This window comes from Streptomyces sp. NPDC053542 (genome assembly GCF_044544685.1).
Classification (GTDB): domain Bacteria; phylum Actinomycetota; class Actinomycetes; order Streptomycetales; family Streptomycetaceae; genus Streptomyces.
The window spans coordinates 112114-137300 of record NZ_JBITXL010000001.1 but is presented as its reverse complement, the minus strand read 5'-3'; the positions used below and the strand labels follow the sequence as shown (position 1 = coordinate 137300).

General features: G+C 70.8%; 17 protein-coding genes and 1 pseudogene. 9 read left to right on the top strand and 9 right to left on the bottom strand.

Annotation, left to right across the window (positions count from 1 at the left end; all coding sequences use genetic code 11):
* Nucleotides 1–78: 78 nt before the first annotated feature.
* The 3 genes from ACIGXO_RS00585 to ACIGXO_RS00575 all read right to left on the bottom strand — a co-directional run bounded on the left by ACIGXO_RS00585 (nucleotide 79) and on the right by ACIGXO_RS00575 (nucleotide 3559).
* Nucleotides 79–1818 (bottom strand): GAF domain-containing protein, encoded by a 1740-nt coding sequence (locus tag ACIGXO_RS00585; RefSeq protein WP_399778564.1) that lies wholly within the window; start codon nucleotides 1816–1818, stop codon nucleotides 79–81.
* A gap of 167 nt (nucleotides 1819–1985) precedes the next feature.
* The gene (locus tag ACIGXO_RS00580; protein WP_399778562.1) at nucleotides 1986–2852 is read right to left on the bottom strand and encodes a universal stress protein; all 867 of its coding nucleotides are present in this window, start codon (nucleotides 2850–2852) and stop codon (nucleotides 1986–1988) included.
* Nucleotides 2853–2884: 32 nt separating this feature from the next.
* On the bottom strand, nucleotides 2885–3559 hold the full coding sequence (locus tag ACIGXO_RS00575; protein ID WP_399778560.1) for a CBS domain-containing protein: 675 nt from the start codon (nucleotides 3557–3559) through the stop codon (nucleotides 2885–2887).
* Between the two features lie 331 nt (nucleotides 3560–3890).
* Between ACIGXO_RS00575 and ACIGXO_RS00570 the strand changes: the two genes are divergently transcribed.
* The 3 genes from ACIGXO_RS00570 to ACIGXO_RS00560 all read left to right on the top strand — a co-directional run bounded on the left by ACIGXO_RS00570 (nucleotide 3891) and on the right by ACIGXO_RS00560 (nucleotide 6340).
* Nucleotides 3891–4631, top strand: coding sequence for a helix-turn-helix domain-containing protein (locus ACIGXO_RS00570; protein ID WP_399778558.1), 741 nt, complete (start codon nucleotides 3891–3893; stop codon nucleotides 4629–4631).
* A 62-nt stretch (nucleotides 4632–4693) separates the two neighbouring features.
* Nucleotides 4694–5305 carry a hypothetical protein gene (locus ACIGXO_RS00565; protein WP_399778556.1) on the top strand — a complete coding sequence of 204 codons (612 nt, stop codon included), beginning with the start codon at nucleotides 4694–4696 and terminating at the stop codon, nucleotides 5303–5305.
* Nucleotides 5306–5464: 159 nt separating this feature from the next.
* Nucleotides 5465–6340 (top strand): universal stress protein, encoded by an 876-nt coding sequence (locus ACIGXO_RS00560; RefSeq protein WP_399779891.1) that lies wholly within the window; start codon nucleotides 5465–5467, stop codon nucleotides 6338–6340.
* 123 nt (nucleotides 6341–6463) lie between these two features.
* Here ACIGXO_RS00560 and fdhF read toward each other — a convergent pair whose 3' ends face one another.
* A complete protein-coding gene (gene fdhF / locus ACIGXO_RS00555) occupies nucleotides 6464–9163 on the bottom strand; it encodes a formate dehydrogenase subunit alpha (RefSeq protein ID WP_399778554.1) in 2700 nt (899 codons plus the stop codon).
* Nucleotides 9160–10845 carry an NAD(P)H-dependent oxidoreductase subunit E gene (locus tag ACIGXO_RS00550; protein ID WP_399778552.1) on the bottom strand — a complete coding sequence of 562 codons (1686 nt, stop codon included), beginning with the start codon at nucleotides 10843–10845 and terminating at the stop codon, nucleotides 9160–9162. Before ACIGXO_RS00550 ends, fdhF begins: the two co-directional genes overlap by 4 nt.
* Before the next feature lie 322 nt (nucleotides 10846–11167).
* Between ACIGXO_RS00550 and ACIGXO_RS00545 the strand changes: the two genes are divergently transcribed.
* The gene (locus ACIGXO_RS00545; protein ID WP_399779888.1) at nucleotides 11168–11395 is read left to right on the top strand and encodes a hypothetical protein; all 228 of its coding nucleotides are present in this window, start codon (nucleotides 11168–11170) and stop codon (nucleotides 11393–11395) included.
* A 45-nt stretch (nucleotides 11396–11440) separates the two neighbouring features.
* On the opposite strand, the gene ACIGXO_RS00540 is transcribed toward ACIGXO_RS00545, so the two are convergent.
* From ACIGXO_RS00540 to ACIGXO_RS00530, 3 genes are all read right to left on the bottom strand, one after another.
* Nucleotides 11441–12673, bottom strand: a complete 1233-nt coding sequence (locus ACIGXO_RS00540) for a nitrate/nitrite transporter (protein WP_399779886.1) — start codon at nucleotides 12671–12673, stop codon at nucleotides 11441–11443.
* 166 nt (nucleotides 12674–12839) lie between these two features.
* Complete coding sequence (ppk2, locus tag ACIGXO_RS00535; protein ID WP_399778550.1) at nucleotides 12840–13643, bottom strand: polyphosphate kinase 2; 804 nt, start codon at nucleotides 13641–13643, stop codon at nucleotides 12840–12842.
* A 154-nt stretch (nucleotides 13644–13797) separates the two neighbouring features.
* Complete coding sequence (locus tag ACIGXO_RS00530; RefSeq protein WP_399778548.1) at nucleotides 13798–15924, bottom strand: hypothetical protein; 2127 nt, start codon at nucleotides 15922–15924, stop codon at nucleotides 13798–13800.
* A gap of 522 nt (nucleotides 15925–16446) precedes the next feature.
* Between ACIGXO_RS00530 and pflB the strand changes: the two genes are divergently transcribed.
* Complete coding sequence (gene pflB, locus ACIGXO_RS00525) at nucleotides 16447–18708, top strand: formate C-acetyltransferase (protein ID WP_399778546.1); 2262 nt, start codon at nucleotides 16447–16449, stop codon at nucleotides 18706–18708.
* The gene (pflA, locus tag ACIGXO_RS00520) at nucleotides 18705–19451 is read left to right on the top strand and encodes a pyruvate formate-lyase-activating protein (protein ID WP_399778544.1); all 747 of its coding nucleotides are present in this window, start codon (nucleotides 18705–18707) and stop codon (nucleotides 19449–19451) included. Before pflB ends, pflA begins: the two co-directional genes overlap by 4 nt.
* Nucleotides 19452–19507: 56 nt before the next feature.
* On the opposite strand, the gene ppdK is transcribed toward pflA, so the two are convergent.
* Complete coding sequence (gene ppdK, locus ACIGXO_RS00515; RefSeq protein ID WP_399778543.1) at nucleotides 19508–22201, bottom strand: pyruvate, phosphate dikinase; 2694 nt, start codon at nucleotides 22199–22201, stop codon at nucleotides 19508–19510.
* A 463-nt stretch (nucleotides 22202–22664) separates the two neighbouring features.
* Here ppdK and ACIGXO_RS00510 point away from each other — a divergent pair.
* From ACIGXO_RS00510 to ACIGXO_RS00500, 3 genes and pseudogenes are all read left to right on the top strand, one after another.
* Nucleotides 22665–22811 (top strand): annotated as a pseudogene (locus tag ACIGXO_RS00510) (type I glyceraldehyde-3-phosphate dehydrogenase); the annotation flags it as partial.
* 110 nt (nucleotides 22812–22921) lie between these two features.
* Entirely contained in the window at nucleotides 22922–23911 is a 990-nt protein-coding gene (locus ACIGXO_RS00505; protein WP_399778541.1) for an Acg family FMN-binding oxidoreductase, read from the top strand.
* A gap of 454 nt (nucleotides 23912–24365) precedes the next feature.
* Nucleotides 24366–25187 carry an HAD family hydrolase gene (locus ACIGXO_RS00500; protein WP_399778539.1) on the top strand — a complete coding sequence of 274 codons (822 nt, stop codon included), beginning with the start codon at nucleotides 24366–24368 and terminating at the stop codon, nucleotides 25185–25187.

Genomic DNA, 25187 nt, shown 5'->3' with positions numbered 1-25187 from the left:
CGGGCAAGGGACTCAAGGCCGTACGCCGGGTTGCGACGAAGCCGGCCCCGGAGCCGGAGCCGGAGCCGGAGTCAGGGCTCAGGACGGCGGCGAGCCGTCCTGGTGCACCGGCACCCGCCAGCGCAGCTCCGTGCCGCCGCCCTCCGGCCGTTCGCCGAGCGTCAGCGTGCCGCCGAGCGCGACGGCACGTTCCTCCAGGTTCTTCAGGCCGCTGCGGGCGGCCGCCTTCGGCATGCCGCGGCCGTCGTCGGTCACCGTGAGCGTCAGGTGGCCGTCGGCGTACTGCAGGTGGACATCGACGGTCCGCGCTCCGGAGTGCCGGGCGGCGTTGCTCAGCGCTTCGCCGAGTACCGCGACCGCGTGGTCCGCGACCGTGCCGGGGACGTCGGTGTCCACGAGCCCATCGATCCGCAGACCGGGGGAGAAGCCGAGCTGGGCGGCCGACGCCTGCACCGCGGCGGAGCAGCGCTCGCGCAGGCCACCACCCCCCTTCGGCCCTCCGGTGTGGCTCCGCAGCCCGAAGATGGTGGACCGGATGATCTTGATGGTGTGGTCCAGGTCGTCGACGGCCCGGGCCAGCCGCTCGGTCCCCTCCGGATGCTTGACAAAGCGCTGTGTGCCCTGCAGCGTCATGCCGGTCGCGAAGAGCCGCTGGATGGCGAGATCGTGCAGATCGCGCGCGATCCGGTCGCGGTCCTGGAGCAGTGCGATCTCTTCCGCGTCGTTGCGGCGCTCGGCGAGCTCCATCGCGAGTGCCGCCTGGCCGGTGAAGCCCAGCAGCGGTCCGGCCTCCACCTCGGCGAAGCAGGGACGGCCTGCCGTACGGCCCAGCACCAGCACACCGCGGACCGGCGCGGCACCGCCGAGCGGCACCGCGACCACGGGCCCCAGTCCCTCCCACTGCGGCCCGTGGGCGTCGGTGCGGGGGTCCCGTCCGATGTCGGCGCTGAGGACCGGCTCCGACGCGGTGAGCGCCGCGCCGACGAAACCGTCGTCCCAGGACAGCACCAGCCCGCTCCGCCTCCCGGCGGCCGGCCCGTCGGCCAGCAGGGGCCGCAGCTCCTTCTCACCCGGGACGCGCTCCGCGATCATCCCGACATCCGCGGACGCGATCCGGCGGGCCTCTTCGACGATCAGCCGCAGTACTTCGCCACGCGGCGCCCCCGACAACAGCGTGCTGGTGACCTCGGCGCCCGCCCGCTGCCAGCGCTCACGGAGCCTGGCCTCCTCGTACAATCGCGCGTTCTCGATGGCGACCCCGGCCGCCACGGCGAGCGTCGACAGCACCGCTTCGTCCTCGGCGTCGAACTCCTTGGCACCGCGCTTCTCGGTGAGATAGAGATTCCCGAACACCGTGTCGCGCACCCTGATGGGCACGCCGAGGAACGAATGCATCGGCGGATGATGTGCCGGGAACCCGTACGAGGCCGGATGGTCCGACAGCTCCGGCAGCCGCAGGGGCTCCGGATGGCGGATCAGCTCCCCGAGGAGCCCGTGCCCGCTGGGCAGGTCCCCGATCTCCGCCCGAAGCCCCTCATCGATGCCGACAGTGATGAACTGCGTGATCCGGTCTCGCTGGCCGATCACGCCCAGCGCGCCGTACTCGGCGTCCACCAGTGACACGGCGGCCTCGACGATGCCGCGCAGCACATGCGGCAGATCCAGATCCCGGCCGACCGCGAGCACGGCTTCGAGCAGGCTGTGCACGCGGTCGCGTGTGCCGCGCACCTCGTCGATGCGTGCCTGCAGCTCGTCCAGCAGCTCGTCCAGCCGCGTCTGGGGAAGTGGTCCGGACCGCGGGTGCCCTTCCCTGCCCATCGTTGCCTCCGGTCCGGCTCGCGCCGTCAGGGCGTTGGTCTCCCTGTACGCCACGGTACTGGCACGGCAGGCCGGGCCGCATGCGCGGAAAACCGGCCGCAGGAGAGCAATTCCCAGCCGGACAGGCATTGCGTACGTCCGTGTCGGTACTCCTGCGGCGGGACGGTTCAGTCGTGGGGGACGACGGCGAGGGGGCAGGCCGCGTGGTGCATGGCGGAATGGGCAACGGGCCCGAGGCGCGGCGCCAGGGCACCGCGGTGCTTCCGCCGGCCGACCACCAGCAGGTCGGCGTCTTCCGCGCGCCGTACGGCGGCATGGGCGGGGCTTTCGAGCCGGATCTCGTCGATCACCCGCACACCGGGGAACTTCTCGCGCCACGGGCGGAGCGTCCGGTCCAGCTCCTCCGCCGCGCCTTGCCTGATCGCTTCGGCGGCATCGGGGTCCACGCCCCAGGGTGCGTACGCCTGTACCGGCAGGCTGTACCCGTGGACGGCCCGCAGGGGAACCCCGCGCGCGGCGGCGGCAGCGAAGGCGAAATCGAGAACGTCGTCGCAGGAACCACCGAGGCTCAGCGCCACCACCACGCCGCCCTCGTGCGCAGCGGATGCGTCGTCGTCCATGCCCTTACGTACGAGCACCACGGGCCGTTCGGCCCGCGAGACGACGTCCATGCTGGTGTCACCGAGGAAGAACCGCTGTGCCGGCCCGAGCCCCCGCGAGCCCAGTACGGCCATCTGGGACTGCGCAGCCGCACTCAGCAGTGCGGGAGCGGCCTCCTCGGCGACCAGGTCCTCGATGATGGGCAGATCGGGGTGGTGCTTGTGCAGCTCGGTCCGCGCATCGTGCACGATGCGGTTCGCCCAGTAGTTCTGGTCCTTCTTCGAGGGAACACCGGTTGCGTCCGGTGACAGCAGCGTCCAGGCGTGCAGCAGGCGAAGGGTGTACCCACGCCGGTCCGCTTCGCCGGCACCCCACCGGGCCGCGGCCAGGCTCTCGGGGGAACCGTCGAGCCCTACGGTGATCACGGGATCCATGGCGACTACCTCCGTATCGGATGGAGGACCTCTCATGTGGGTGCGGTGACGCGGCGGGTGTCGTCGGCCCGGAAGGTGAGGTGTTCCGCTACCGACACCACGCCGTCGACGCTCCGGCACAGCTGCTCGATGATCGGGATCAGGCTCCTGACCTCGACCGATCCGCCGAGCGTGACCTGCCCCTCGCGCACCTCCACGGTCACGTCCCGGGGAGCGAGGCCCATCGTCCCCTGCAGCACATCGCGCTCGATCTCCTCGCGGATGGCGTCGTCGCGGCGCAGGAAGATCCGCAGCAGGTCGCCGCGGCTGACGATGCCCTGCAACCGGTCCGCCTCGTCCACCACGGGCAGCCGCTTGACGTTCTGCACGGCCATCAGGCGCGCGGCCTCCACCACGTTCCAGTCCGCGCGTGCGCACACCGCGGGAGCCGACATCAGCTCCTCGGCCCTGGCCCCCTCGGCCTTGGCCCGCTCCCATGCCTCCAGATGAGGAATCGGCTCCAGGCCGGACGGGTCGGACTGCCCGGAGCACTTGCGCAGCAGGTCCGCCTCGGACACCACACCCATCGGACGGTCCAGGTCGTCCACCACGGGTACGGCGGTGACGTCGTTCTCCGCGAGCAGCCTGACGATCTCCTTGAACGGCAGATCCCGTCGCGCCCGGACGACCCTTCGGGTCATGAGCTCGCCGACAGTTCGGTTCTGCATGTCCCTGCTCCCTTCCGGGTCGCGACAGCCGATTGCGGCCATGCACCCAGCGTGGCAGCCCCGGGCCGCCCACGAGTGAGCCGTCCGGTCCTGTTCAGGGGCCGGACGGCCCCTCGGTCGCGCCGAGCGACCCACCCGCCGCTCCTGGCCCCGGACGGCGCGGTGAGGTCTCGGCAAACCGGGGCCGCTTCACCCCCGCCGTGGGGACCGATCGGCCCATGTCCTGAGCCGGTCCGCTGCTGCAGGCTGACGATCGGGGACAGCACTCGGCCAACTCGGCCCGTCGTGGCAGAGGGACCGCCGCTGACCGCGTAGGACGAAGGGGATGTGCATGATGTCGCAGCACGAGACCGGCTCCAGGCCCGAGCCGACGCCGGGCGGAAGCGACCTGGGGCGCCGCGTCGCACTGCGCCGGCAACAGCTGGGACTGACCCGCGAACAGGTGGCGGCGCGGGCGGGCGCCGCGCCCGGCTACCTCCAGTACGTGGAGGAAGGCTGCGCCGTGTCGGACATCGGATTCCTGCTCAGCCTGGCCGATGCGCTGGAGACCTCCGTGGCCGAACTGGTCGGCGGGACGGGGGAGCTCCCCGCAGGGCTCGGAAAGGCCGGCAGGCATCCAGAGCTGCGGGAACTCAGCGAGGACGACTGCCGGGAGAAGCTCTCCACGCATGGCGTGGGGCGGGTGGCGGTCACCGTGGCCGGTACGCTCGCGATCTTCCCCGTCAATTACACCGTTGCCGGCGATCTGGTTGCCTACCGGACCGCCCCGGAGGCCGGTCCGGCCGCAGCGGCGGGCCACGAGGCCGCGCTCGAAGTCGATCACATCGACGAGGCGTTCAGCCAGGGCTGGAGCGTCCTGGTGGTCGGCCCCGCCCACCTGGTCACCGACGCCGCCGAATCTCGCGCGCTCGAGGAAAGCGCCTACACGGCACCGTGGGCCGGTGGCGGGCGCGAGCAGTGGATCGCCATTCGCCCGGCTCGGATCACGGGGCGCCGGATTCGCGTCCAGGGGGCGCACGGCTCGTTCCCCGGCGGCTCGGCAAGCCGGCCGGACGGAGATCGTCTCCGCTGATCAGGCGCATGGAGTTGGGCGAACGACCAGCAGCGTGCTGGAGGCCGGACGGAGGGCAGATCATGAGTGCACAAGGTTCGCCATACGCATCCGGTCCGCATCCGCCGCACCAGGAGCACCGGTCCAAGGGAGCGAACCCGCTGAGGCGTACATCCGACCGGATCGAATGCTGGGTCGCCCGTTTCCTGATGCTCGCGTTCGCCCTCGGGCTGCCGATGGCCTCGCTCGGCGTGGGGCTGACGGCCTACGAGTCCGCGATGCGCAGCGCGCATGCTCAGGCAGCGGAACGGCATGCGGTCGCCGCCCGGCTGACGTCGAATGCCGACGAAGCCCAAGACGCGGAGTACGTACAGCAACGGGCGCGGGTCCGCTGGACCGACAAGAACGGCAAGGAACGGACCGGAGCCACCCTCGTGAAGGCGGGTACGCGCGAGGGCGCCACTGTCCGGATCTGGGTGGACCGGGACGGAGCCATCACCAGCCCGCCGATGACAGTGCACAACGCGACGGCTATGGGCTGGACGGTGGGCGGAGGGACGGCGGTCGCCGTGGCCGCGGGACTCTTCGCGGCACGGGCGGGCACGCGCCTGGCACTGGACCGCCGGAGGTACGCGCGGTGGGAGGCCGAGTGGGACCTGGTGGAGCCGCATTGGTCCGCGCGCTTCCGTCAGTGACCGGCAGCAGGTCGGCGCCGGGGCCGAGGAGGGGGCCGGTACGACCCGGCGGAAAGCCGCGGGCCGGCGGGCCGGTCCGCATGTAGCGGCGGACCGCGGGCGGTGCGACGGTATTTCCAGGAGCTCTGTTGGAAGCTGCAGCGGAAGGCGATGGGGACGATGGTATTCCCGCTGGTCGTGGGCGTCGACGGATCGGATTCCAGCCTGCAGGCAGTGGACTGGTCGGTGGCTGAAGCGGCACGCCAGGGGCTGCCGCTGCGCCTCGTCCATGCCTCCCTCTGGGAACGCTATGAGGGAGCCCGCCCGTCCTTCAGCACCGATCGTCCCGCTGAGGAGGTCACGGCGGAGCACATCATCGCCTCCTGCACGGAACGCGTCCGGCTTCGCAACCCGGAGGTGAAGGTGTCGGGCGAGGTGCTGCCCGACGATGCGGTGTCCGCTCTGCTGGAGGCGGGACGTGAGGCAGCCGCCCTGGTCACGGGCGTCCGCGGCCGTGGCCAGTTCGCCGGGCTCCTGCTGGGGTCGGTCAGCCTCACCGTGGCAGCCCGAGCCGCGTGCCCGGTTATCGTGGTCCGTGGCTCGGAGCGGAACCGGCAGGGAGCATGGGGACGGGTGGTCGTTGGCGTGGGCGACTCGACCGAGGGCTCGGAGGCCCTACGGTTCGCCTTCCGCCAGGCCGAGGCACGCGGCTGTGCCCTGGACGCCGTGCGGGCCTGGCGCTGCCCGGCCCATGAGCACGTGGACCACCCCCTCATCGCGGACGACGCCGCGCGGGTTCATGAGGAACGGGCCTCGACCCTCCTCACGGAAGCGCTGCGCGAGGCCGTACAAGATCATCCCCGTGTCGACGTACACCACCGGCCGGCCGAAGGCCCCGCTCACAAGGTCCTCCTGCACGCATCGACCGATGCCGACCTGATAGTCGTCGGCGCTCTGCGGCGACACGGCCACTTCGGTCTGCAGCTCGGTCATGTCGCCCACACCCTGCTGCACCACTCCGCGTGCCCGGTCGCCGTCATCCCTCACCGCACCTGAACACCGGCGCGTGGGCCGCCCGCCGCCTCCTCCCGCCGTTGGCCGCAACACCGGCCTGCTCCCTCCCTCACCTGACCCGCCCAGGGGCCGGCCGGGACCGGCGGGGTGCCCTGGCAGGACGTGTCACGGCGCGGCCAGACGTACCGCCGTGACCTTGTACTCGGGGCAGGACGTGACGGTGTCGGTGTGGTCGGAGGTGAGGCGGTTCACCCCGCTCGCGGGGAAGTGGAAGGAGCAGAAGACCTGGCCGGGGGCTGTCTGTTCGGTGACCTGGGCGATGAGCCGCGCCCGGCCGTGCCGGCTCTCCACGGTGAGGCGCGCGCCGTCCCGTACGCCGTACCGGAGGGCGTCGTCGGGGTGCAGGTCGAGGAAGTCGACCGGGTCGAGTGCGAGGTTGCCGCCGCGTCGGGTCATGCTGCCCGAGTTGTAGTGGGCCCAGCGCCGCCCGGTGACCAGGATCAGCGGATAGTCGTCGTCGGGCTGTTCACCGGGCGGGAGATACGGGGCCGCGGCGAGATGGGCCCGCCCGTCCGGCGTGGCGAACCGTTCCCCGTACAGCTTGGCTTCCCCCGGCCGTCCGGGGTCCGGGCAGGGCCACGGTACGGCCCCCTCCCGGTCCAGACGCTCGTGGGAGAGACCGGCGAAGACGGGGGCGACGCGCCCGCACTCGGCCAGCGCATCGGCCGGAGTGGGACAGCCCAGGTCGGTTCCCATCGCCGCGGCGAGGGCGCGTACGACGTCGAAGTCGCTCCGTGCCGATCCCGGCGGCGGCACGGTGGGGCGCACGCGCTGGAACCGGCGGTCGAAGTTGACGAAGGTGCCGTCCTTCTCCAGCCAGGACGCGACCGGCAGCACGACGTCGGCGTGGCGGGCGGTCTCGGACAGGAACAGCTCGTTGCACACCACGAGCGGGCACGCAGCCAGGGCCTCGGCCACCCGGTTGCTGTCGGGATCGGTGGCGCAGACGTCCTCGCCGATGACCCACAGCGCCCGCAGATCCCCCGCCCGCGCGGCGGCGAACATGTCCGGGATGCGCAGGCCGGGCCGGTGCGGAGCCGGTACGCCCCACACCGCCTCGGCCCGGGACCGGGCATCCGGGTCGGTCACCTTTCCGTAGCCGGGCAGCAGGTCGGGCAGCGCGCCCATGTCGGAGGCGCCCTGGACGTTGTTCTGACCGCGCAGCGGGTTGACCCCGTGCCCGCGGTCGGTGCCCACGGCGCCGCGCAGGATCGCCAGGTTGGCCAGCGACCGTACCCCGTCGGTGCCGTGCAGATGCTCGGTGACGCCCAGGCCGTAGATGATCGCGGGTCGTCGGGCACGGCCGTACAGCCGGGCCGCGGCGACCAGGTCCGCGGCGGGCACGCCGGTGATCGCCGCGACCCGATGGGGCGGGTAGTCGTCCAGCAGCTCGGCGAGCTCCGGCAGGCCGGTGGCCCGCTCGCGGAGGAACTCCTCGTCGGCGAGTCCTTCGGTGAGCAGGACATGGGCCAGCCCGTGAAAGAGCGCCACGTTGGTACCGGGGCGGGGCCGCAGGTGTACGTCGGCGTGCAGGGCGAGGCCCACGGCGCGGGGGTCGGCCACGACCAGTTGGGCCCCGTGCAGTACCCGCCGGAGGAGGCGCGCTCCGACCACCGGGTGGGCCTCGACGGGGTTGGCCCCGACCACCAGCAGGCAGTCCGAGCGCTCCACGTCGTCGAAGCTGTCGGTGCCGCCGGAGAGCCCGAAGGAGGCGGTCAGGCCGGCGGCGGAGGGGGAGTGGCAGAGACGGGAGCAGTTGTCGACGTTGTTCGTGCCGATGACGACCCGCATGAACTTCTGTACGAGGTAGTTCTCCTCGTTGGTGGCGCGGGCCGAGGAGATCGCCGCCACGGCGTCCGGGCCGCCGGCGTCAACGGCCGCGCGCAGCCCCCGTGCGGCATGGCCGAGCGCCTCGTCCCAGCTCACGGGCTCCAGGCGGCCGTCGCGTCGCAGCAGGGGCCGGGTGAGCCGTTCGGGAGAGATGAGATATCCGTGGGCGAAACGGCCCTTGACGCACGCGTGCCCCTGGTTGACCGGGCCGTCCCGGGCGGGCAGTACGGCAGTGACCGCATTGTCAGCGGTGACGACGTCAAGGGAGCAGCCGACGCCGCAATACCCGCACGTCGTACGGGTGGTGGTGGCCGGCCGGTGGGCGGAGGTGAGCCCGCGCCCCGGTCCCGGCTCGGTGATCGCACCGGTGGGGCAGGTGTCGACACAGCCGCCGCAGGACACGCAGTCCGACTCGGCCCAGGGCCCGCCGGTGCCGGGAGCGACCACCGTGTCGGCGCCCCGGCCGGTCAGGGTCAGCGCGAAGGTGCCCTGCACCTCGGCGCACATGCGGACGCACCGGCCGCAGGCGATGCACAGGTCCCGGTCCAGGTGGACGTACGGGTGGGAGTCGTCCCGGCCCCGGCTTCCGGAGCCCTGTGCCGTCTCGGGGCCGATGCCCAACGAGCGGCAGGCGTCGGCCAGTTCGCTGGGGCTGTCGGGGGCCAGGGCGCGGGGCGGCAGGGCGGACACGATGACCTCCACCGCCTCCCGGCGCAGCCGCCGGAGCTCTTCGGCGGTGGTCTCGACGCGGACCCCGGACGCGGCCGGGGTCACGCAGGCCGCCGCGATCCTCCCGTCGGCTCGTACCAGACACGTACGGCAGGAGCCCGCCGGGCTGAGCCGGTCGTCGGAGCACAGCGAGGGCAGCTCGACGCCGGCCGCCCGCACCGCCGCGAGCAGCGAAGCCCCCTCGGGCACGGCGACGCCTGTGCCGTCGACCTCTACCTCGATCCCGGTTCCGGTGGTTCCGGTCATGGCCCCCATCCCGCCAGTCGGTCCCCGTAGGCGCGGACGAGGCTGTGTACGGCGGGCGGGATGCCCCGCCCGAAGGCACACAGGCTCGCTTCGGCCAGAACATGCGAGAGCCGTGCCCATTCCGGCCCGGGCGGAGCGTCCGCGGACGCCAGCTCCAGACCGCGGCGCGAGCCCACACGGCACGGCGAGCAGGCACCGCAGCTCTCCGCCGCGGCGAACTGCCAGATGTGCCGCAGTACTTCCTCCGGTGCCACCCGCCGGTCGAAGGCCACGAGTCCGGCGTGGCCGAGGGCGGCGCCGCGGGCCGAGAGGTCGGCGCTGGTCAACGGAACATCCAGCGCGTCGGCCGAGAGGAAACCACCCAGCGGCCCGCCGACCTGGAGAGCAGCCAGTTCCTGTCCGTCCCGCAGACCGCCGCCCAGCTCGGTGACGATCCGCCGGAGCGGGGTGCCCAGCTCGACCTCGTACGCCCCCGGCCGGGCGAACCGCTCCGACAGACAGACCAGCTTCGTCCCGCTCTCGTCCCGGGCCCCGCGCCCGGCGTACGCCGCACCGCCCCGGGAGACGATCCACGGCACGGCGGCCAGGGTCTCGACGTTGTTCACCACCGTCGGCGCACCCCACAGCCCGCGCTGGGTCGGGTAGGGCGGGCGCGGCCGGGCACAGCCCCGGCCCCCCTCCAGGCTCGCGATCAAGGCGGTCTCCTCACCCGCGACATACGACCCGGCGCCCTCCACCACCCCCACGTCCAACGCGATGCCGGTGCCGTGAACGGACGGACCGAAGTGCCCGTCGGCGTAGGCATGCCCCACCGCCTCCCGCATACGGGCCAGTGCCCGCGGATACTCCGAGCGCACCAGCACCACACCCCGCCGTGCCCCGCACGCGAAGCACGCCAGGGCGATCCCCTCCAGCACCCGCTCCGGGTCCGCCTCCATCAACAGCCGGTCGGCGTAGGAGCCGGGGTCACCCTCGTCGCCGTTGGCCACCACTACGGTGCCGGGCGCCCGGCCCGCTGCCTCCCACTTCGAGGCCACCCGGAACCCCGCGCCGCCACGCCCCCGCAGCCCGGATGCGGCCACTTCCCGCTGGACCTCGTCAGGAGTACCGGCCGTCACGATCCGCGGCCACACCTGCCACGCGGACTCGCCGGCCACCACGCCGCCGAGCAGAACGGGGTCGCCGGTGTCGTCGGCCGCCGGGATGTCCGGCGCCCGGGAGGGCTCGCGCCCCGCGAGCTGACCGGCCAGCCCCGGGCCGGTGCGGGGCATGTCACCGTCGAGCGCCGCGGGGCCCGCGTAGCAGTACCCCAGGCAGCGGACGGCCTGCAGCGACGTTCCGCCGTCCGGCGCGGCCGTACCAGCGGTGACACCCAGTTCGTCCTCCACCTCGCCGACATGCCGCCCGCCCTGCGCGGCGAAGCACGCCGTCGCGGTACACACCCGGACGTGGCGGCGGCCGTGCGGGGCGGCGAGGTCGGCGTAATAACCGGCCGGTCCGAGGGCGGCGGCAGCGGGCAGGCCGACACCGGCGGCGACGGCCGGAGCCCACGCCTCGGGGCCGTCCGCCGTGCCGGCCCTGGCCTCGGCCAAAGACTGGATCAGCCGGTCTCCTGGTCGCCCCTTCCGGGCGTCCAGGGCCCGGAAGGCATCGAAACGGTCCGCAGGATCCACGGGAACCATGACCTCATCGTGGAGCCGGGCGCACGAGGCCGCATCCGGACATCGGTACTAATACGCCATCGTGTCTACCTGGGCGTGGACGGAATTCCTCGCTGAACCGTCGGCGCTCCCGGATGCCGGTCACACGGTGTGCCACAGCAGCGTGCCCTTGCGCAGCGCCGAGAGCTCCACCCACCACGCCCCGTCACGCTAGGACGGCTGCGCCTCCTATGCCGCCCGCAGCGCCAGCCGCGTCTTGCCCACCCCGCCGACCCCCGTCAGCGTCACCAGCCGCGACCTCTCCAACAGCCTTCGGGCCTGCGCCAGTTCCGGTCGCTGCCCGATCAGCCGACTCAACGCCCTGGACGCCGCGCTGCAGTCGGCGACCGGCGCCGGCGACGAGGCTGCCTTCGGTACAGCACTGCGCGCTCTCCTGGACGCCGTACGCCGCCTGGGCACCCCGCTCCCGGACGAGCGGATCATCCCGTCCGACCTGGCCCTGCCGGACGAGGACACGAGCCTGCTCCAGGTGCGGGAGCTGCTGTCGGGCGAGGGCCTGATCCCGGGATGACGATCAAGGGACGACGACGGTGCCGGTATCCGCGGCGACGTGGTGTCACGGTGTCACCCGCGAGGACACCGAGGGACGGGCACGGCGGCGCACGGCCGTGGCCGTGCAGACAGCGGCGACGGCCCCCGTGATCGCAAGGAGCACGTATCCCCACGTGTAGTCGTCGGTGACGCCGTAGACCGTGCCCATGACCAGCGGGGGAAAGAAGCCTCCCAGTCCTCCGGCGGCGCCGACGACGCCGGTGACCGAGCCGACCCGATCGATCGGCACCAAGCGGGCGACCAGCGCGAAGACGGCGCCCGACGCCGCGCCCAGCGCGGCGGCGATGCCGAGGAAGACGATCGTCCCGACGGGGAGGAGCGTCGGTTCGAGCGACGCGATGAGCGCGAGTGCGGAGACGACGACGTACGCGGCGAGCAGGACGGCCACGGGATTCAGCCGGTCGGAGAGCCATCCGCCGATCGGCCGCATGACCACGGCGAGCACCACGAAGCCCGCAGTGCGCATCGATGCGTCGGAGCGGCCGAGATCATAGGCCGTGGTGAGGTAGGTGGGCAGATAGACGCTGAAGGCGACGAAGCCGCCGAAGGCCACCGCGTAGAGGAAGGCCAGGAGCCAGGCCGCGGGCATCCGGAGGGCCACCGTGGTGCGGGCGAGCAGCGAACCGGTGGTGACGGGGCGGTCGGGCTGATCGCGCAGCAGAAGCCGGCCGGTGACGGCGTAGACAGCCAGGGCGACCGCGACGAGGTCGAACGGGAAGCTCCGCCCGACGGCGTCGGCCAGTTGTACGGTCGTGAAGGCGGCGACGGCGGTGCCGCCCGTGCCGAGGCCGAAGATGCCCAGGGCCAGCCCGCGCCGCTCGGGCGGGTACCAGGCGTTGACGAAGGGCACACCGATGGCGAATGTCGTCCCGCCCAGGCCCAGGAAGAATCCGCCGGCCAGCACCTCGGCGAGCGAGTCGGCCAGGTGGCCGACATAGAGCACCGGCAGGATGGTCAGGGCGGCGACGAGGGGCAGCATCCGGCGCGCGCCCAGGCGGTCGGTGAGGGCACCGGCCGGAATCCGGCCGAGCGAACCGACGATCACGGGAACGGCCACGACGAGGGACTGCTGGAACGGGCTCAGGCCCAGGTCCTGGCGGAGCGTGGGAGCGAGTGGGGCCAGCAGGGCCCATGCCCAGAAGGCGAGAGCGAACCCGATGGTGGCGAGCGCGAGCATCCGGGCTGCCTGCCCGGGTGCCGCCGCCCGGCCTGGCTGCGACGCATGGCGCGGCTTCATGGCGTCCATCTTCTCCGTCCTCTCCGGCCCGCCCGGGAAGGACGTCCCTTCTCCCCGGGCAGGGAACGACGCTCTGCGGATGCCCGGAGCGGCTTGCGGGCCCGCGCCGAGTGGCCTGGGGGCAACATGACGCCCGACGGGCACCTCAGGACGCCCGACAGGCACCTCAGAGGTTCGACGCGTGATCGGGTACGTAGGTCTGCACGTCACGCGGCGGGCGTGCGTAGCCCGTCGACGGGGGTCTGGGCGGCAGCTCGAGCACCGGCGGCGGCACCTCGTGGTACGGAACGGAGCCCAGCAGGTGAGCGATCATGTTCAGTCGGGCCCGGCGCTTGTCGTCACTCTCGACGACGTACCAAGGCGCCTCCGCGATGTCGGTGTGCGCCATCATGTCGTCCTTGGCCCGCGAGTACGCCTCCCAGCGAGTGAGCGACTCCAGGTCCATCGGGGACAGCTTCCAGCGCCGCAGAGGATCCTCCAGCCGACGCCGGAAGCGCTCCTGTTGCTCGACGTCGCTCACTGAGAACCAGTACTTGCGCAGCATGATCCCGTCCTCCACCAGCATCCGCTCGAAGACGGGGCACTGCCGCAGGAAGAGCCGGTACTCCTCCTCGGTACAGAAACCCATCACATGCTCGACCCCGGCCCGGTTGTACCAGGAACGGTCGAACAGCACGATCTCCCCGGCGGCCGGCAGATGCGCTGCGTACCGCTGGAAGTACCACTGGGTGCGTTCGCGCTCGGTCGGCTTCGTCAGTGCCGCAATCCGTGCGACGCGGGGGTTGAGGTGCGCGGCGACCCGCTTGATGGTGCCGCCCTTGCCGGCCGCGTCACGGCCCTCGAAGATCACAACGAGCCGGGCGCCTTCGGCGCGCACCCACTCCTGCAGTTTCACCAGCTCCGTCTGCAGACGCAGCAGTTCCCGTTCGTATACCGCGCGCGGCACCTTCGCCGCCTTCTTGCCGGCCACGCCGCCTCCATCGCCCGATGGCTTACGTCGATGACTTCGACGTCATCACTGGTGCCCGGCCGAAGACCGGAACAGCACCGTACTGACCACCAAGGGGCGGCGCACCTGGACGCGCACGGTCCGGCCGCGCTATCGGCGGCCGGACCGGAGAAGCTCACCGAGCAGTCTCCTGGTACTTGCTCAGGGCCTCCTCGAAACGCTCGGCCTCGATTCCGCCCTCCACCAGCGGAAGCATGGACTGCTCCATGGAAACGCCGGGCCGGCCCATGATGTTGATGTGGTCTTCCAGGTAGTACCTGATGCGCGTTGCATGGGAGACCGCTTCCTGCGCCGCGTCAACGCGCCGCCCGAAGGACTGCCACGACGCCAGCCCTTCTGCCGGGGCCGTACCATTGGTTGCGATATCCCTGTCATTCCTGCACCGCGCGACCGCGCGATCGAAGTCAGCTTTCCCGGAATCGTAGGTACCGAACTGTCCCTTTCCCGCCTTGGCCGACGACATGCCTCGGCGCGTGGCTTCCCGCGAGTCGATCCGCCCGTTCTGCAGCTCGTCCATGATCGCCTTGTGTTCGAGTAGGGCAGCCTCGATCTTTTTGCCGGATTTCAGGATCGAGTCGGCTTTTTCCATGGCCGGTCCGCATGACGCCTTCGCGGAGGTCGGGAAGTCCCACAAAGAGTACGCTGCGGGGTCGGTCGCGCCCGCCGGGATCGGGCGTTTACCCGACGACGGCCGCAGGGAAATCACGTCTTGCGCCCACTGGATCGACATCCCGTAATAGGAAACCTTCTCCACCTCGGCATTCACCGCCTCGCGGGTGGGGCTTCCGGCAAGAGGGCAGACCCGCGTAGGATCCCGGTACACGGTAGTCCAATTCTCGGCTGGATTCGGCAGGTCATCCGCAGATCCTATGCAGGATATTATAGAGGGGTTGTCCCAGTACTTATTGGAACAATTGCGATCCGATTCAGCCTGGGTCGATCCGTCGCCCTGCCCCTTCAAGCACGCCCTGTCCTGAAGGATGCGGAGGGTGTTCACGGTCTGAGTGGGTCCGGCCAGCATTTGCTGAACCGTGCTCAACGGCTGAATTCCCCACGCCGATACGACATACCGGTACGGATAGAAATGAGGCAGCGCTCCTTCCTTTTTATGCAGCTGCTCGATATCTGCTTTCTCGTCTGCACTCACCGCGGCCGGCACTATTTGCGTGGGCTGGAGGCGTGGAGAGGCTTCCAGGGCGAGGCGTGCCCCTTTCGCGACTTCTATGTACACCAGCAACTTGAGATTGTCTTCGTCGAAGTAAGGGGTGTTCGGCACCCGGAGGAGGAAGTTGGTCACGAGCTTTTGTCCCGGCTCGAACCAAGCGCCGTCCGGGGCGACCGAGCCGTATGCGAACACCGGTCCGTCGCTGGACGCCGAGAAACGCGCGATGTTCGGCACGTTGGCCACCGTCTGCGGGTCATCCAGTCGCATACGGTATGCGGATCCTCCGCAGCTCGATGTCTGCAGTGGGTTGTTCTGCCACCAGAAGCAGTCCTGACTGAAAACTTCACCACTTCCCGACTCGGTTGATGTGGAGGCCGCCGGGGGCTTGCCCACGGCTTCACGAGTGACGGAGTACGACGATGCGATGACCTTTACCTGCGTCTCGCTGACGTTCTTCGAGGTCACCTCTCCTCGAAAGATCCGCATGTTCGACGGCTGGTCCTTCTGGGGTGACACCTCCCGCATTTTCGCCTGTACCGATAATGCGGGGGCTACTGAATCAGGCAAGTACTGATTCTGGTACCACCAGTTGACGGCGCCCCACAATGTGACGCCGGTGAACCCCGCTGCCGCGAGCCCTTTCGCCAGCCTGCCGAAGGGGACCCGCTCCGCGGTGGCCGTGGGCAGTCGAGCGAGCAGAAGAGCGACTACCGACGCGAGCGCGATCAACAGCCAGAGGGAGAACTGCCACCAGCGGCGCGTTTCCGAGGCCATCGGCAGCGTGAGTTGGAGGAAGCAGAGGGACGTTCCGACGAAAACCCCCGCACCGCATGCCAGAATCGCGCATACACGGCCGAGGCTTGCGCGCCACTGCGGGCGGGCGAGGACTGCCGAGGTGAGCAGCAGAAGTCCCCCCGAGAGCGCGAACATCACTCCCAGCAGACGGTACGGAGTGGTGCGCGCCGTCGAGGCGTCCCAAACACCCAGAACACCCGCCAGTGCACCAATGAGTCCGAAGATCACCGCGGCGGCGATCGCGCTTCTTGAGTCGGAGAAACGACGCAACATCTGCGCCACCTCATCGAAATTGTCGTGCGCCCGCTAAATCGCAGCACATGTCACCCTGCACAGGGTCCGCGTGAACGGATAATCGCCACACGGAGAGTGAAGCTATGGCCACGGCTGCGCGGTATCGGATTCGATCCACCCGATATCCTTTTCCACCCTCCACGGGTGGCGACCCCAGTAAAGGGAAGGCTGCGCTTGCCCTCATGGGAAGTCAATAGGTGAGTGAATACCCTCTTGACGGATAGCGTTCCGGAAGGCGATATTCGCGCATTTTTGCAAGCGCGCCGTCGCGCGGGCGGCAACGGGCGAGCTCATCCTGAGCGCGCTGAGCCGCAGTCACCGAAGGCTCTGCCGCCGCGCACCGCACCATGGCCGCGTCGCCGCCGACGAGCCCGACCGGGCCCAGTGGCCCGGCACGCAAGGGACGGATGGCGCGCCCAGGTGCACCGACAGGCCCTCCCTGCCGACATCTGGAGTGACGAGCATTGAAGGTGCAGGCAGCTCGTGCGCAGATCGAGGGAGAGATCGGCGATGACGGCAACGGTGACAGCCGGACCTTGGGCGAGGACCGAGGCGTGGCGGGGCTTCACCGGCACGCGCTGGCGGGACCACGTCGACGTGCGCGACTTCATTCAGGCCAACTACACACCGTACGAGGGCGATGGCGCGTTCCTGGCCGGGCCGACCGAGCGCACCCTGGCCGTCTGGGGCAAGGTCGCTCGTCTGTTTCCCGAGGAACGGCGCCGGGGCATCCTCGACGTCGACCGGAGCATCCCGTCCACCATCACCTCGCACCGCCCGGGCTTCATCGACCGCGACCGCGAACTGATCGTCGGCCTGCAGACCGACGCGCCGCTGCGGCGGGCGATCATGCCCAATGGCGGGCTACGGACGGTGGAGAACGGACTGAAGGCGTACGGCTACGCGGCGGACCCCTTCGTCACGCGCGTCTTCGGCACCTACCGCAAGACCCACAACGACGGCGTCTTCGACGCCTACACCCCCGAGATGCTGGCCGCCCGCAAGGCAGGGATCATCACGGGGCTGCCGGACGCGTACGGCCGCGGCCGGATCATCGGCGACTACCGGCGTGTCGCGCTGTACGGCACGACCCGGCTGGCCGAGGCGAAGCGGGCCGAGCGGACCTGGCTGGACGCGCAGCCCTCCAGCCCGGACATCATCCGCGACCGCGAGGAAATCGCCGAGCAGATACGGGCGTTGGGCGAACTGACCGAGATGGCTTCCTCGTACGGCTGTGATGTTTCGCGCCCCGCCGCTACCGCGCACGAGGCCGTGCAGTGGCTCTACCTCGGCTTCCTGGCGGCGGTGAAGGAGCAGAACGGCGCCGCGATGTCCCTGGGCCGTACCTCGACCTTCCTGGACGTCTACCTCCAGCGCGACCTCAGGGAGGGGACGATCCGCGAGACGCGGGCGCAGGAACTGATCGACGACTTCGTCATCAAGCTGCGGATCGTACGGTTTCTGCGGACCCCGGAGTACGACGCCCTGTTCTCCGGCGACCCCACCTGGGTGACGGAGTCCATCGGCGGCATCGGCACCGACGGCCGCCCGCTGGTCACCCGCACCTCCTTCCGCTTCCTGCAGACCCTCTACAACCTCGGTCCGGCCCCCGAGCCCAACCTGACCGTCCTGTGGTCACCGCGGCTGCCGGACGGCTTCAAGCGGTTCTGCGCGCAGATCTCCATCGACACGAGCGCGATCCAGTACGAGTCCGACGACCTGATGCGCCCGCGCACCGGCGACGACACCGCGATCGCCTGCTGCGTCTCGGCGATGGCGGTGGGCCGGCAGATGCAGTTCTTCGGCGCCCGCGTCAACCTGGCCAAGGCACTGCTGTACGCGATCAACGGTGGCCGGGACGAGATGACCGGCGAACAGATCGCGCCCGGGGCACCCCCGCTGACCGGTGAGTACCTGGACTACGAGGAGCTGTCGAAGGCGTACGACCGGATGCTGGACTGGCTGGCGGCCACGTACGTCAACGCGCTGAACGTCATCCACTACATGCACGACAAGTACGCCTACGAACGCATTGAGATGGCTCTGCACGACTACCCCGTGCACCGTTTCATGGCGTGTGGGATCGCCGGTCTCTCGGTGGCGGTGGACAGCCTCTCCGCCGTCAAGCACGCTCGCGTGAAAGTCATCCGGGACGAGACCGGGCTGGCCGTCGACTACGAGGTCCAGGGCGAGTTCCCGGCTTACGGGAACAATGACGACCGCGTCGACACGCTCGCTGCCGGTCTGGTCCAGTCGTTCATGGCGAAAGTGCGCAGGCACCCCACGTACCGCGACGCAGAGCACACGCAGTCGGTGCTGACCATCACCTCGAACGTGGTGTACGGCAAGCACACCGGCAACACGCCCGACGGCCGCCGCGCGGGCGCCCCGTTCGCGCCCGGTGCCAACCCGATGAACGGCCGGGACCGGCACGGGGTGGCCGCATCGGCCCTCTCGGTGGCCAAGCTCCCGTACGAGCAGGCCCGGGACGGCATTTCGCTGACCACGACGATCACACCCGAGGGACTGGGGCACGACCCCGCCGAGCGTGCGGGGCATCTGGCCGGCATCCTGGACGCGTACATGGCCTCCGGCGGCTTCCACATGAACGTCAACGTCATGAACCGGGCGACACTCGAGGACGCCATGGCACACCCGGAGAAGTACCCGGAGCTGACGGTCCGGGTCTCGGGGTACGCGGTCAACTTCGGCCGCCTGACCCGCGAGCAGCAGCTCGACGTGATCAGCCGTACCTTCCACGGATCGCTGTGAGCACCACGGTCGCCCCGACGACGGGCCGGATCCACTCCTGGGACCTGTCCACGGGAGTGGACGGCCCCGGGACCCGGTTCGTGCTGTTCCTCAGCGGCTGCCCGCTGCGCTGCCTGTACTGTGCCAACCCGGATACCTGGCACCTGCGCGATGGCAGACAGACCACTGTCGACGAGGTGATGGCCGAGATCGTGAAGTACCGGCCGTTCCTCGGCATCGCGGGCGGGGGAGTGACACTCACCGGCGGTGAGCCCCTGTTGCAGCCGGCGTTCACGGCCGGGATCTTCCGCCGCTGCAAGGAGCTGGGTCTGCACACGGCCCTCGACACCTCCGGCTTCCTCGGTGCCCGCGCGACCGACGGACTGCTCGCCGACACGGACCTGGTCCTGCTGGACATCAAGTCCTTCGACAGCCGTACTTACCGGAAGCTGACCGGCGGAGACCTCTCCCCGACCCTCGACTTCGCCACCCGCCTGGACCGGCTCGGCGTCCCGGTGTGGATCCGCTACGTCCTTGTGCCCGGCTGGACCGACGACCCGGCGGCCGTCGACGGGCTCGGCGCGTTCCTCGCCGGGCTGGGCAACGTCGACCGGGTGGACATCCTGCCGTTCCACAAGCTCGGCGCCCACAAGTACGACGCGCTGGGAATCCCCTTCCCACTGCGCGACACGCCCGTGCCAGTACCGGACCTGACGGAACGGGTGCGCGAGCAGTTCCGGGAGCACGGCCTGCGGGCGCTGTGAAAGCGCGCTCGTTCGGGGTGACAGGTGCGCGGCGTGACAGATGCGCGGCGCGCCCGTCACCTGCTGTCGCTGGTCTCCGTCTCGGAGAGGGCGGCACGTCCGGCTTCGAGACGCGCGACCGGGACGCGGAAGGGTGAGCAGGAGACGTAGTCGAGCCCGGCAGCGTGGAAGAAGTGCACCGACTCCGGATCTCCTCCGTGTTCGCCGCAGACACCGATCTTCAGGCCGGGGCGTGCGGCGCGGCCCTCGGCGACCGCGATGTCGACGAGGCGCCCCACACCGTCGCGGTCGATCGTCTCGAACGGGGACACCTTGAAGATGCCCTTGTCGAGGTAGGCGGAGAAAAACGCCGCCTCGACGTCGTCGCGGGAGAAGCCCCAGGTGGTCTGGGTCAGGTCGTTGGTGCCGAAGGAGAAGAACTGAGCCTCCTCGGCGATACGGCCCGCTGTGAGCGCGGCCCGGGGCAGCTCGATCATCGTGCCGACCGGGCATTCAACGAGCACGCCCGTGGCCTTGGCCACCTCGGCCAGCACCTGCCCCACCTCCTCGCGCACGAGCCGGAGCTCTTCGACCGTGTCGACCAGGGGCACCATGATCTCCGCCCGCGGATCGCCACCCGCCTGCTTGCGTTCGACGACCGCCTCCGCGATCGCGCGTACCTGCATGGCGACCAGTCCCGGCGCCACCAGACCCAGGCGTACGCCGCGCAGGCCGAGCATCGGGTTCTCCTCGTGCATGCGGTTCACGGCGTCCAGCAGCTCGGCGTCGTGGGCGTCGCACGGGGTGCCGTGTGCTTCGGCTGCGGCCAGACGTACGGAGAGTTCGGTGCGGTCGGGCAGGAATTCGTGCAGCGGCGGGTCGAGGAGCCGGATGGTGACGGGCAGGCCGTCCATCGCCTCCAGGATGCCGATGAAGTCCTGCCGTTGCAGCGGCAGCAGCGCGGCCAGCGCGCGCTCGCGATCGGCGTCGGTACGGGCCAGGATCATCGCCTCGATCAGCTGCCGGCGGTCGCCGAGGAACATGTGCTCGGTGCGGCACAGGCCGATGCCCTGGGCGCCGAACCGGCGGGCGCGGGCGGCGTCCTCGGGTGTGTCGGCGTTGGCCCGCACTTCCAGCCGCCGCACGCCATCGGCCTGTTGGATGGCACGGGCCACCGCGTCGACCAGTCCGGTCGGCCGCTCACCCTGGCTGCCGGCCTCGAAGTACCGCATCACCGCCGAGTCCACCAGCGGCACAGCGCCTGCGTGGACAGTCCCTTCGGAGCCGTCCACGGAGATGACCGTGCCCTCCTCGAAGGTGGTGCCGCCCACGGTGAACCGGCGCGCCTGCGGGTCCACGGTGATCTCTTCGGCCCCGCACACGCATACCTTGCCCATGCCGCGGGCGACCACAGCCGCGTGGCTGGTCTTGCCACCCCGGCTGGTCAGCACGGCCTGTGCGGCGACCATGCCGGGCAGGTCGTCGGGGGTGGTCTCCTGCCGTACGAGGACGACCTTCTCCCCGGCGGCGGCACGCCGGACCGCCTCGGTGGAGTCGAACACCGCGGCACCTACAGCAGCGCCCGGAGAGGCCGGAATGCCGTGCGCGAGCGCGGCTCCCATGGCGGAGGTGTCGAAGCGGGGGAACATCAGCCGGGCCAGCTCGCCCCCGCTGACTCGCGCCAGACTCTCATCGGAGGTGATGAGCCCCTCGTCGGCCAGCTCGGCGGCGATGGCGAACGCGGCCTCGGCGGTGCGCTTGCCGACCCGGGTCTGCAGCATCCACAGGCGGCCGCGCTCGACGGTGAACTCGATGTCGCACAGATCCCGGTAGTGAGCTTCCAACTTCCGCAGGTGGTCGCATAGTTGAGCGAACGCGTCGGGGTGCAGGCGGCCGAGTTCGGCCAGCGGGACGGTGTTGCGGATGCCTGCGACGACGTCCTCGCCCTGTGCGTTGGGCAGGTAGTCACCGTACAGGCCGGGCTGTCCGGTGGCCGGGTCGCGGGTGAAGGCGACGCCGCTGCCGGAGTCGGGGCCGACGTTGCCGAAGACCATGGTCTGTACGTTGACCGCAGTGCCCAGGTGGTCGGGTATGTGCTCGCGGCGGCGGTAGAGGCGGGCCCGCTCGCCATTCCAGGACTCGAAGACCGCCAGGACCGCCCGGCGCAGCTGCTCGGCGGGGGACTGGGGGAAGTGATCGCCGGTCTCCTGGCGAATCAGCTTCTTGTACGCCTCGACGAGTCCGGACAGGTCGCTTGCGTCCAGTCCCAGGTCGTCCACCGCGCCGCGGGCCTCCTTGAGGCGGGCCATCGCGTTCTCGAACAGCGCACTGTCGACACCCATGACGGTGCTGCCGAACATCTGCACAAGACGACGGTAGGAGTCCCAGGCGAAGCGGTCGTTCCCGGAGGACTTCGCCAGGCCGATGACGGAGGCGTCGTTGAGGCCGATGTCCAGGACCGTCTCCATCATGCCGGGCATCGAGAAGCGGGCCCCGGAGCGGACGGACAACAGCAGCGGGTCGTCCGGTTGCCCCAGCCGCCGTCCGGCAGCCTCCTCCAGGGCGGTCAGGTGGTCGGAGATCTCGTGGGCCAGGCCGTCGGGTTCGGCACCGGTGGCGAGGAAGGCGCGGCAGGCTTCGGTGGTGACGGTGAAGCCGGGTGGCACCGGCAGGCCCATGCGGGTCATCTCGGCCAGGTTGGCGCCCTTGCCGCCGAGCAAACCGGCCATGTCGCGGCCGCCCTCGGTGAACGCATACACACAACGGACCATGAGTGCTCTTCCTTCCATGTGCCAGGGGAGACGTGGATCCTCACCACTCGCGGAGCTGCACCTTCATCGGCGCACGTGGCGCGGCAGCGAGGCGCGCCCGGATCACCTTTTGAGGACGATGTGTGTCTTCATCCGCCCGGTGCCGTCGATCGCGGCGACCGTGGCTCCGGTGATCTTTGTATCCGGCACGGAACAGGTGACCGGGCCGGCGCCGGCCGCTCGTCGATCATCAGCGGCTTGCCGAAGGACCGGACGATTGATACCGCCATGAAATGCTCCTCAGCCTCGGTCGGTGCGGTGCGGTGCGGTGCGGTGACGGTGCGGGGGCGGTTTCCAGGGTCGCGCGCGTCCGAGCACGGTGGCAGGTGCTGGACGTCCTCATGGGGAGGGCCGGTCGGCCCCGAGCTGCGCGAATCTGCCCCTCGTCCGGGGCGGAACGCACTGCCGCGGAATGGGACGTCGTGGGCGACCCCGCTCCTGCGTGCTGGACACCCCGCTGGCCCAAGGACGACTGGTCAAGGGCTTCCGTTGGTACGACAATGAGTGGGGCTGCACCAATCGGCTCCTCGACCTCACCGGGTACGTCACCGCCCGGTTCCCGCGGACCTGATGAACCCGGGTCCTCGGAGGAGAAGCGGCAGGGGCCGTCAGCTCGGGCACTTCGCCTCGGGGCACCCGCCCGGACGGGATCGCCGTTCCGGAGCCTGTGAGGAGGATGCCATGACCTCGCGACTTGATGAGAAGACGGTGGCGAAGTTGGTGGCGGAGGCCGGCGCAGCCCCGTCCATGCACAACGCGCAGCCGTGGCGCTTCCGCTTCCTGACCGGCGAGCGTCTTGTGCTGCTGTACGCCGACCAGGAGCGGGCCATGCCCCGCTCGGACCCCGACAACCGGGCGTTGCACATCGGCTGCGGCGCGGCACTGTTCAACCTGCGCGTCGCCGCCGAGCACGCGGCCCTTGCCCCGGAGACGCGACTGCTGCCCGAGCCGCAAGATCCGCTGTTGCTCGCCGCCGTGCGTCTGGGAAACCCGGCCGGACGCCCGCAGGACGAGGGCCTGGCGCGGCTCTCCCCGGCGATCAGGCAGCGGCACACCAGCCGTCACCCCTTCGCCGACAAGGACGTGCCCGAGGACGTGCGGGCCACGTTGCAGGATGCCGCCGGGCGGGAGGGAGCCGAGCTCCTGTTCCCCGGCGTCTGGCACACCGAGACCGTGCTCGACCTGGTGCGCGACGCGGAAAGCCGCGACGTCGTGGATCCCGGTGCCAACGAGGACCTGGTTTGCTGGACCCGGATCGGGCCGGAAGCGGACACCGCCGTCGACGGCGTCCCTGAGTACGCCTTCGGGCCGCGCAAACGGGACGGCAAGGCTCCTGTACGGGACTTCGCCGGGCGTCGGCCGGTGGCCGACCGCGGCGCCACCACCTTTGAGCACGCCCCGCACCTGGCCCTGCTGAGCACACCCGGCGACGGCCCCGCCGACTGGCTGCGCGCCGGCCAGGCTCTGGAGCGCGTCCTGCTGGAGGCCACGCTGGCCGACCTGGCCACCTCCCTGACCTCCCATGCCCTGGAGGACCGCGAGCTGCGCCTGCTGGCCCGCGATCCGGGCTTGGGCACCGGCCAGGTGCAGATGGTGCTTCGGCTCGGCTACGGACCACGAGGCCCGGCTACGCCCCGCCGCCCGGTAGCAGACGTGCTCGACGTTGTGTGACCGAGGCCGCCGGATCTTGGGCCGCACGGCACCGAGTGCCGCGCGTTCCCCTGAGCTCGCGTCCGGCCCCCATGGTGCGAGGACGGCCGATCACGAATCGGTGGCCGTGAGAACTCGGACATGGCTGCAGCGGGTCAAGGCTTGCGCTTTCCTGCGAGCTCGCCCGCGACGGTCTGCGCGCCGCCGTAGTCAAGGGCAGCAAGGGCGGACGCCGCCTCGCCGTGGCGGCAGCGAAGACCGACACCGTCCGCACCGCCTTTGGAGGGCCGCCGCCCTGCTGGTGGTGAGCGCTCGCCGCAGGAGGGCACCCTCGGTCCCGGGCTCAGCCCGTGGCCGGCGGGGCGCGCCATCGTCGGTATGGGAGCGGCACACCGCGCGGCCGGAGACCGCCGGTATCAGGACGGGAGACGTATACGTTGGTGCCCGCCGGCCGGGAAGCAGGGAGACAGGCGACGTGAGCGGTCCGGAGGAATTCACGGCCGCGCGTGCGCGAGCCCGCGCGGGGCTCGTGCCGCGCCTGCGTGACGTACGAGCCGTGGTGTTCGACACCGACGGTGTGCTCGTCGATTCGGCGCGGCTGCACGCGGCCGCCTGGAAGGAGGCGTTCGACGCGTGCCTGCGTGCTCACCCACCTGATGACCCGGCGCAGCGCCGCCCCTTCGACGAGCGCGAGGACTACCGGCGGTACGTGGACGGGAAGTCACGGCTGGACGGGGCCTCGGCCTTCCTCGCCTCCCGGGGGCTGCGGCTGCCCGAAGGAGAGGTGGGGGAGCAGCCGGGCACGGACTCCGTACGGGCCGTGGCGGCGGACAAGGAGCGGCGTTTCGTCGCACGGCTGCACGCGTCGGGCGCGCCGACGTGGCCGGGCACCGTTCGCCTGCTGCGCCGTCTGCGGGCGGCGGGCATTCCCTGCGCCGCGGTGTCGGCCTCCCGTCACGCGCGTGAGCTGCTGGAGATGGCCGGCATCATGCGATGGTTCCGGGCCGTCGTGGACGGGCGCGACGCCGCCCGGCTCGGCCTGCGAGGCAAGCCCGACCCGGCGCTGTTCCTCGAAGCGGTCAGCCAGCTGGAGGTCACCGCCCCCACGGCGGCCGTCGTGGAGGATGCGCTGGCCGGTGTGGAGGCGGGGCGGCGCGGCGGCTTCGGGCTGGTGGTGGGCGTGGACCGGGTGGCGACGCCGGAGAGCGCCCGCGACCTGCGCGAGCACGGTGCCGATGCCGTGGTCGGTGACCTGGCCGAGCTGCTGACCGAGGTACCCGGAAGCGCGGAGGACTGA

What these genes read in the sequence shown, in the direction of transcription:
- ACIGXO_RS00585 (WP_399778564.1), bottom strand. Translation starts at nt 1,818, where the DNA reads ATGGGCAGGGAAGGGCACCCGCGGTCCGGACCACTTCCCCAGACGCGG.
- ACIGXO_RS00580 (WP_399778562.1), bottom strand. Translation starts at nt 2,852, where the DNA reads ATGGATCCCGTGATCACCGTAGGGCTCGACGGTTCCCCCGAGAGCCTG.
- ACIGXO_RS00575 (WP_399778560.1), bottom strand. Translation starts at nt 3,559, where the DNA reads ATGCAGAACCGAACTGTCGGCGAGCTCATGACCCGAAGGGTCGTCCGG.
- ACIGXO_RS00570 (WP_399778558.1), top strand. Translation starts at nt 3,891, where the DNA reads ATGATGTCGCAGCACGAGACCGGCTCCAGGCCCGAGCCGACGCCGGGC.
- ACIGXO_RS00565 (WP_399778556.1), top strand. Translation starts at nt 4,694, where the DNA reads ATGAGTGCACAAGGTTCGCCATACGCATCCGGTCCGCATCCGCCGCAC.
- ACIGXO_RS00560 (WP_399779891.1), top strand. Translation starts at nt 5,465, where the DNA reads ATGGTATTCCCGCTGGTCGTGGGCGTCGACGGATCGGATTCCAGCCTG.
- fdhF (WP_399778554.1), bottom strand. Translation starts at nt 9,163, where the DNA reads ATGACCGGAACCACCGGAACCGGGATCGAGGTAGAGGTCGACGGCACA.
- ACIGXO_RS00550 (WP_399778552.1), bottom strand. Translation starts at nt 10,845, where the DNA reads ATGGTTCCCGTGGATCCTGCGGACCGTTTCGATGCCTTCCGGGCCCTG.
- ACIGXO_RS00540 (WP_399779886.1), bottom strand. Translation starts at nt 12,673, where the DNA reads ATGAAGCCGCGCCATGCGTCGCAGCCAGGCCGGGCGGCGGCACCCGGG.
- pflB (WP_399778546.1), top strand. Translation starts at nt 16,447, where the DNA reads ATGACGGCAACGGTGACAGCCGGACCTTGGGCGAGGACCGAGGCGTGG.
- ppdK (WP_399778543.1), bottom strand. Translation starts at nt 22,201, where the DNA reads ATGGTCCGTTGTGTGTATGCGTTCACCGAGGGCGGCCGCGACATGGCC.
- ACIGXO_RS00505 (WP_399778541.1), top strand. Translation starts at nt 22,922, where the DNA reads ATGACCTCGCGACTTGATGAGAAGACGGTGGCGAAGTTGGTGGCGGAG.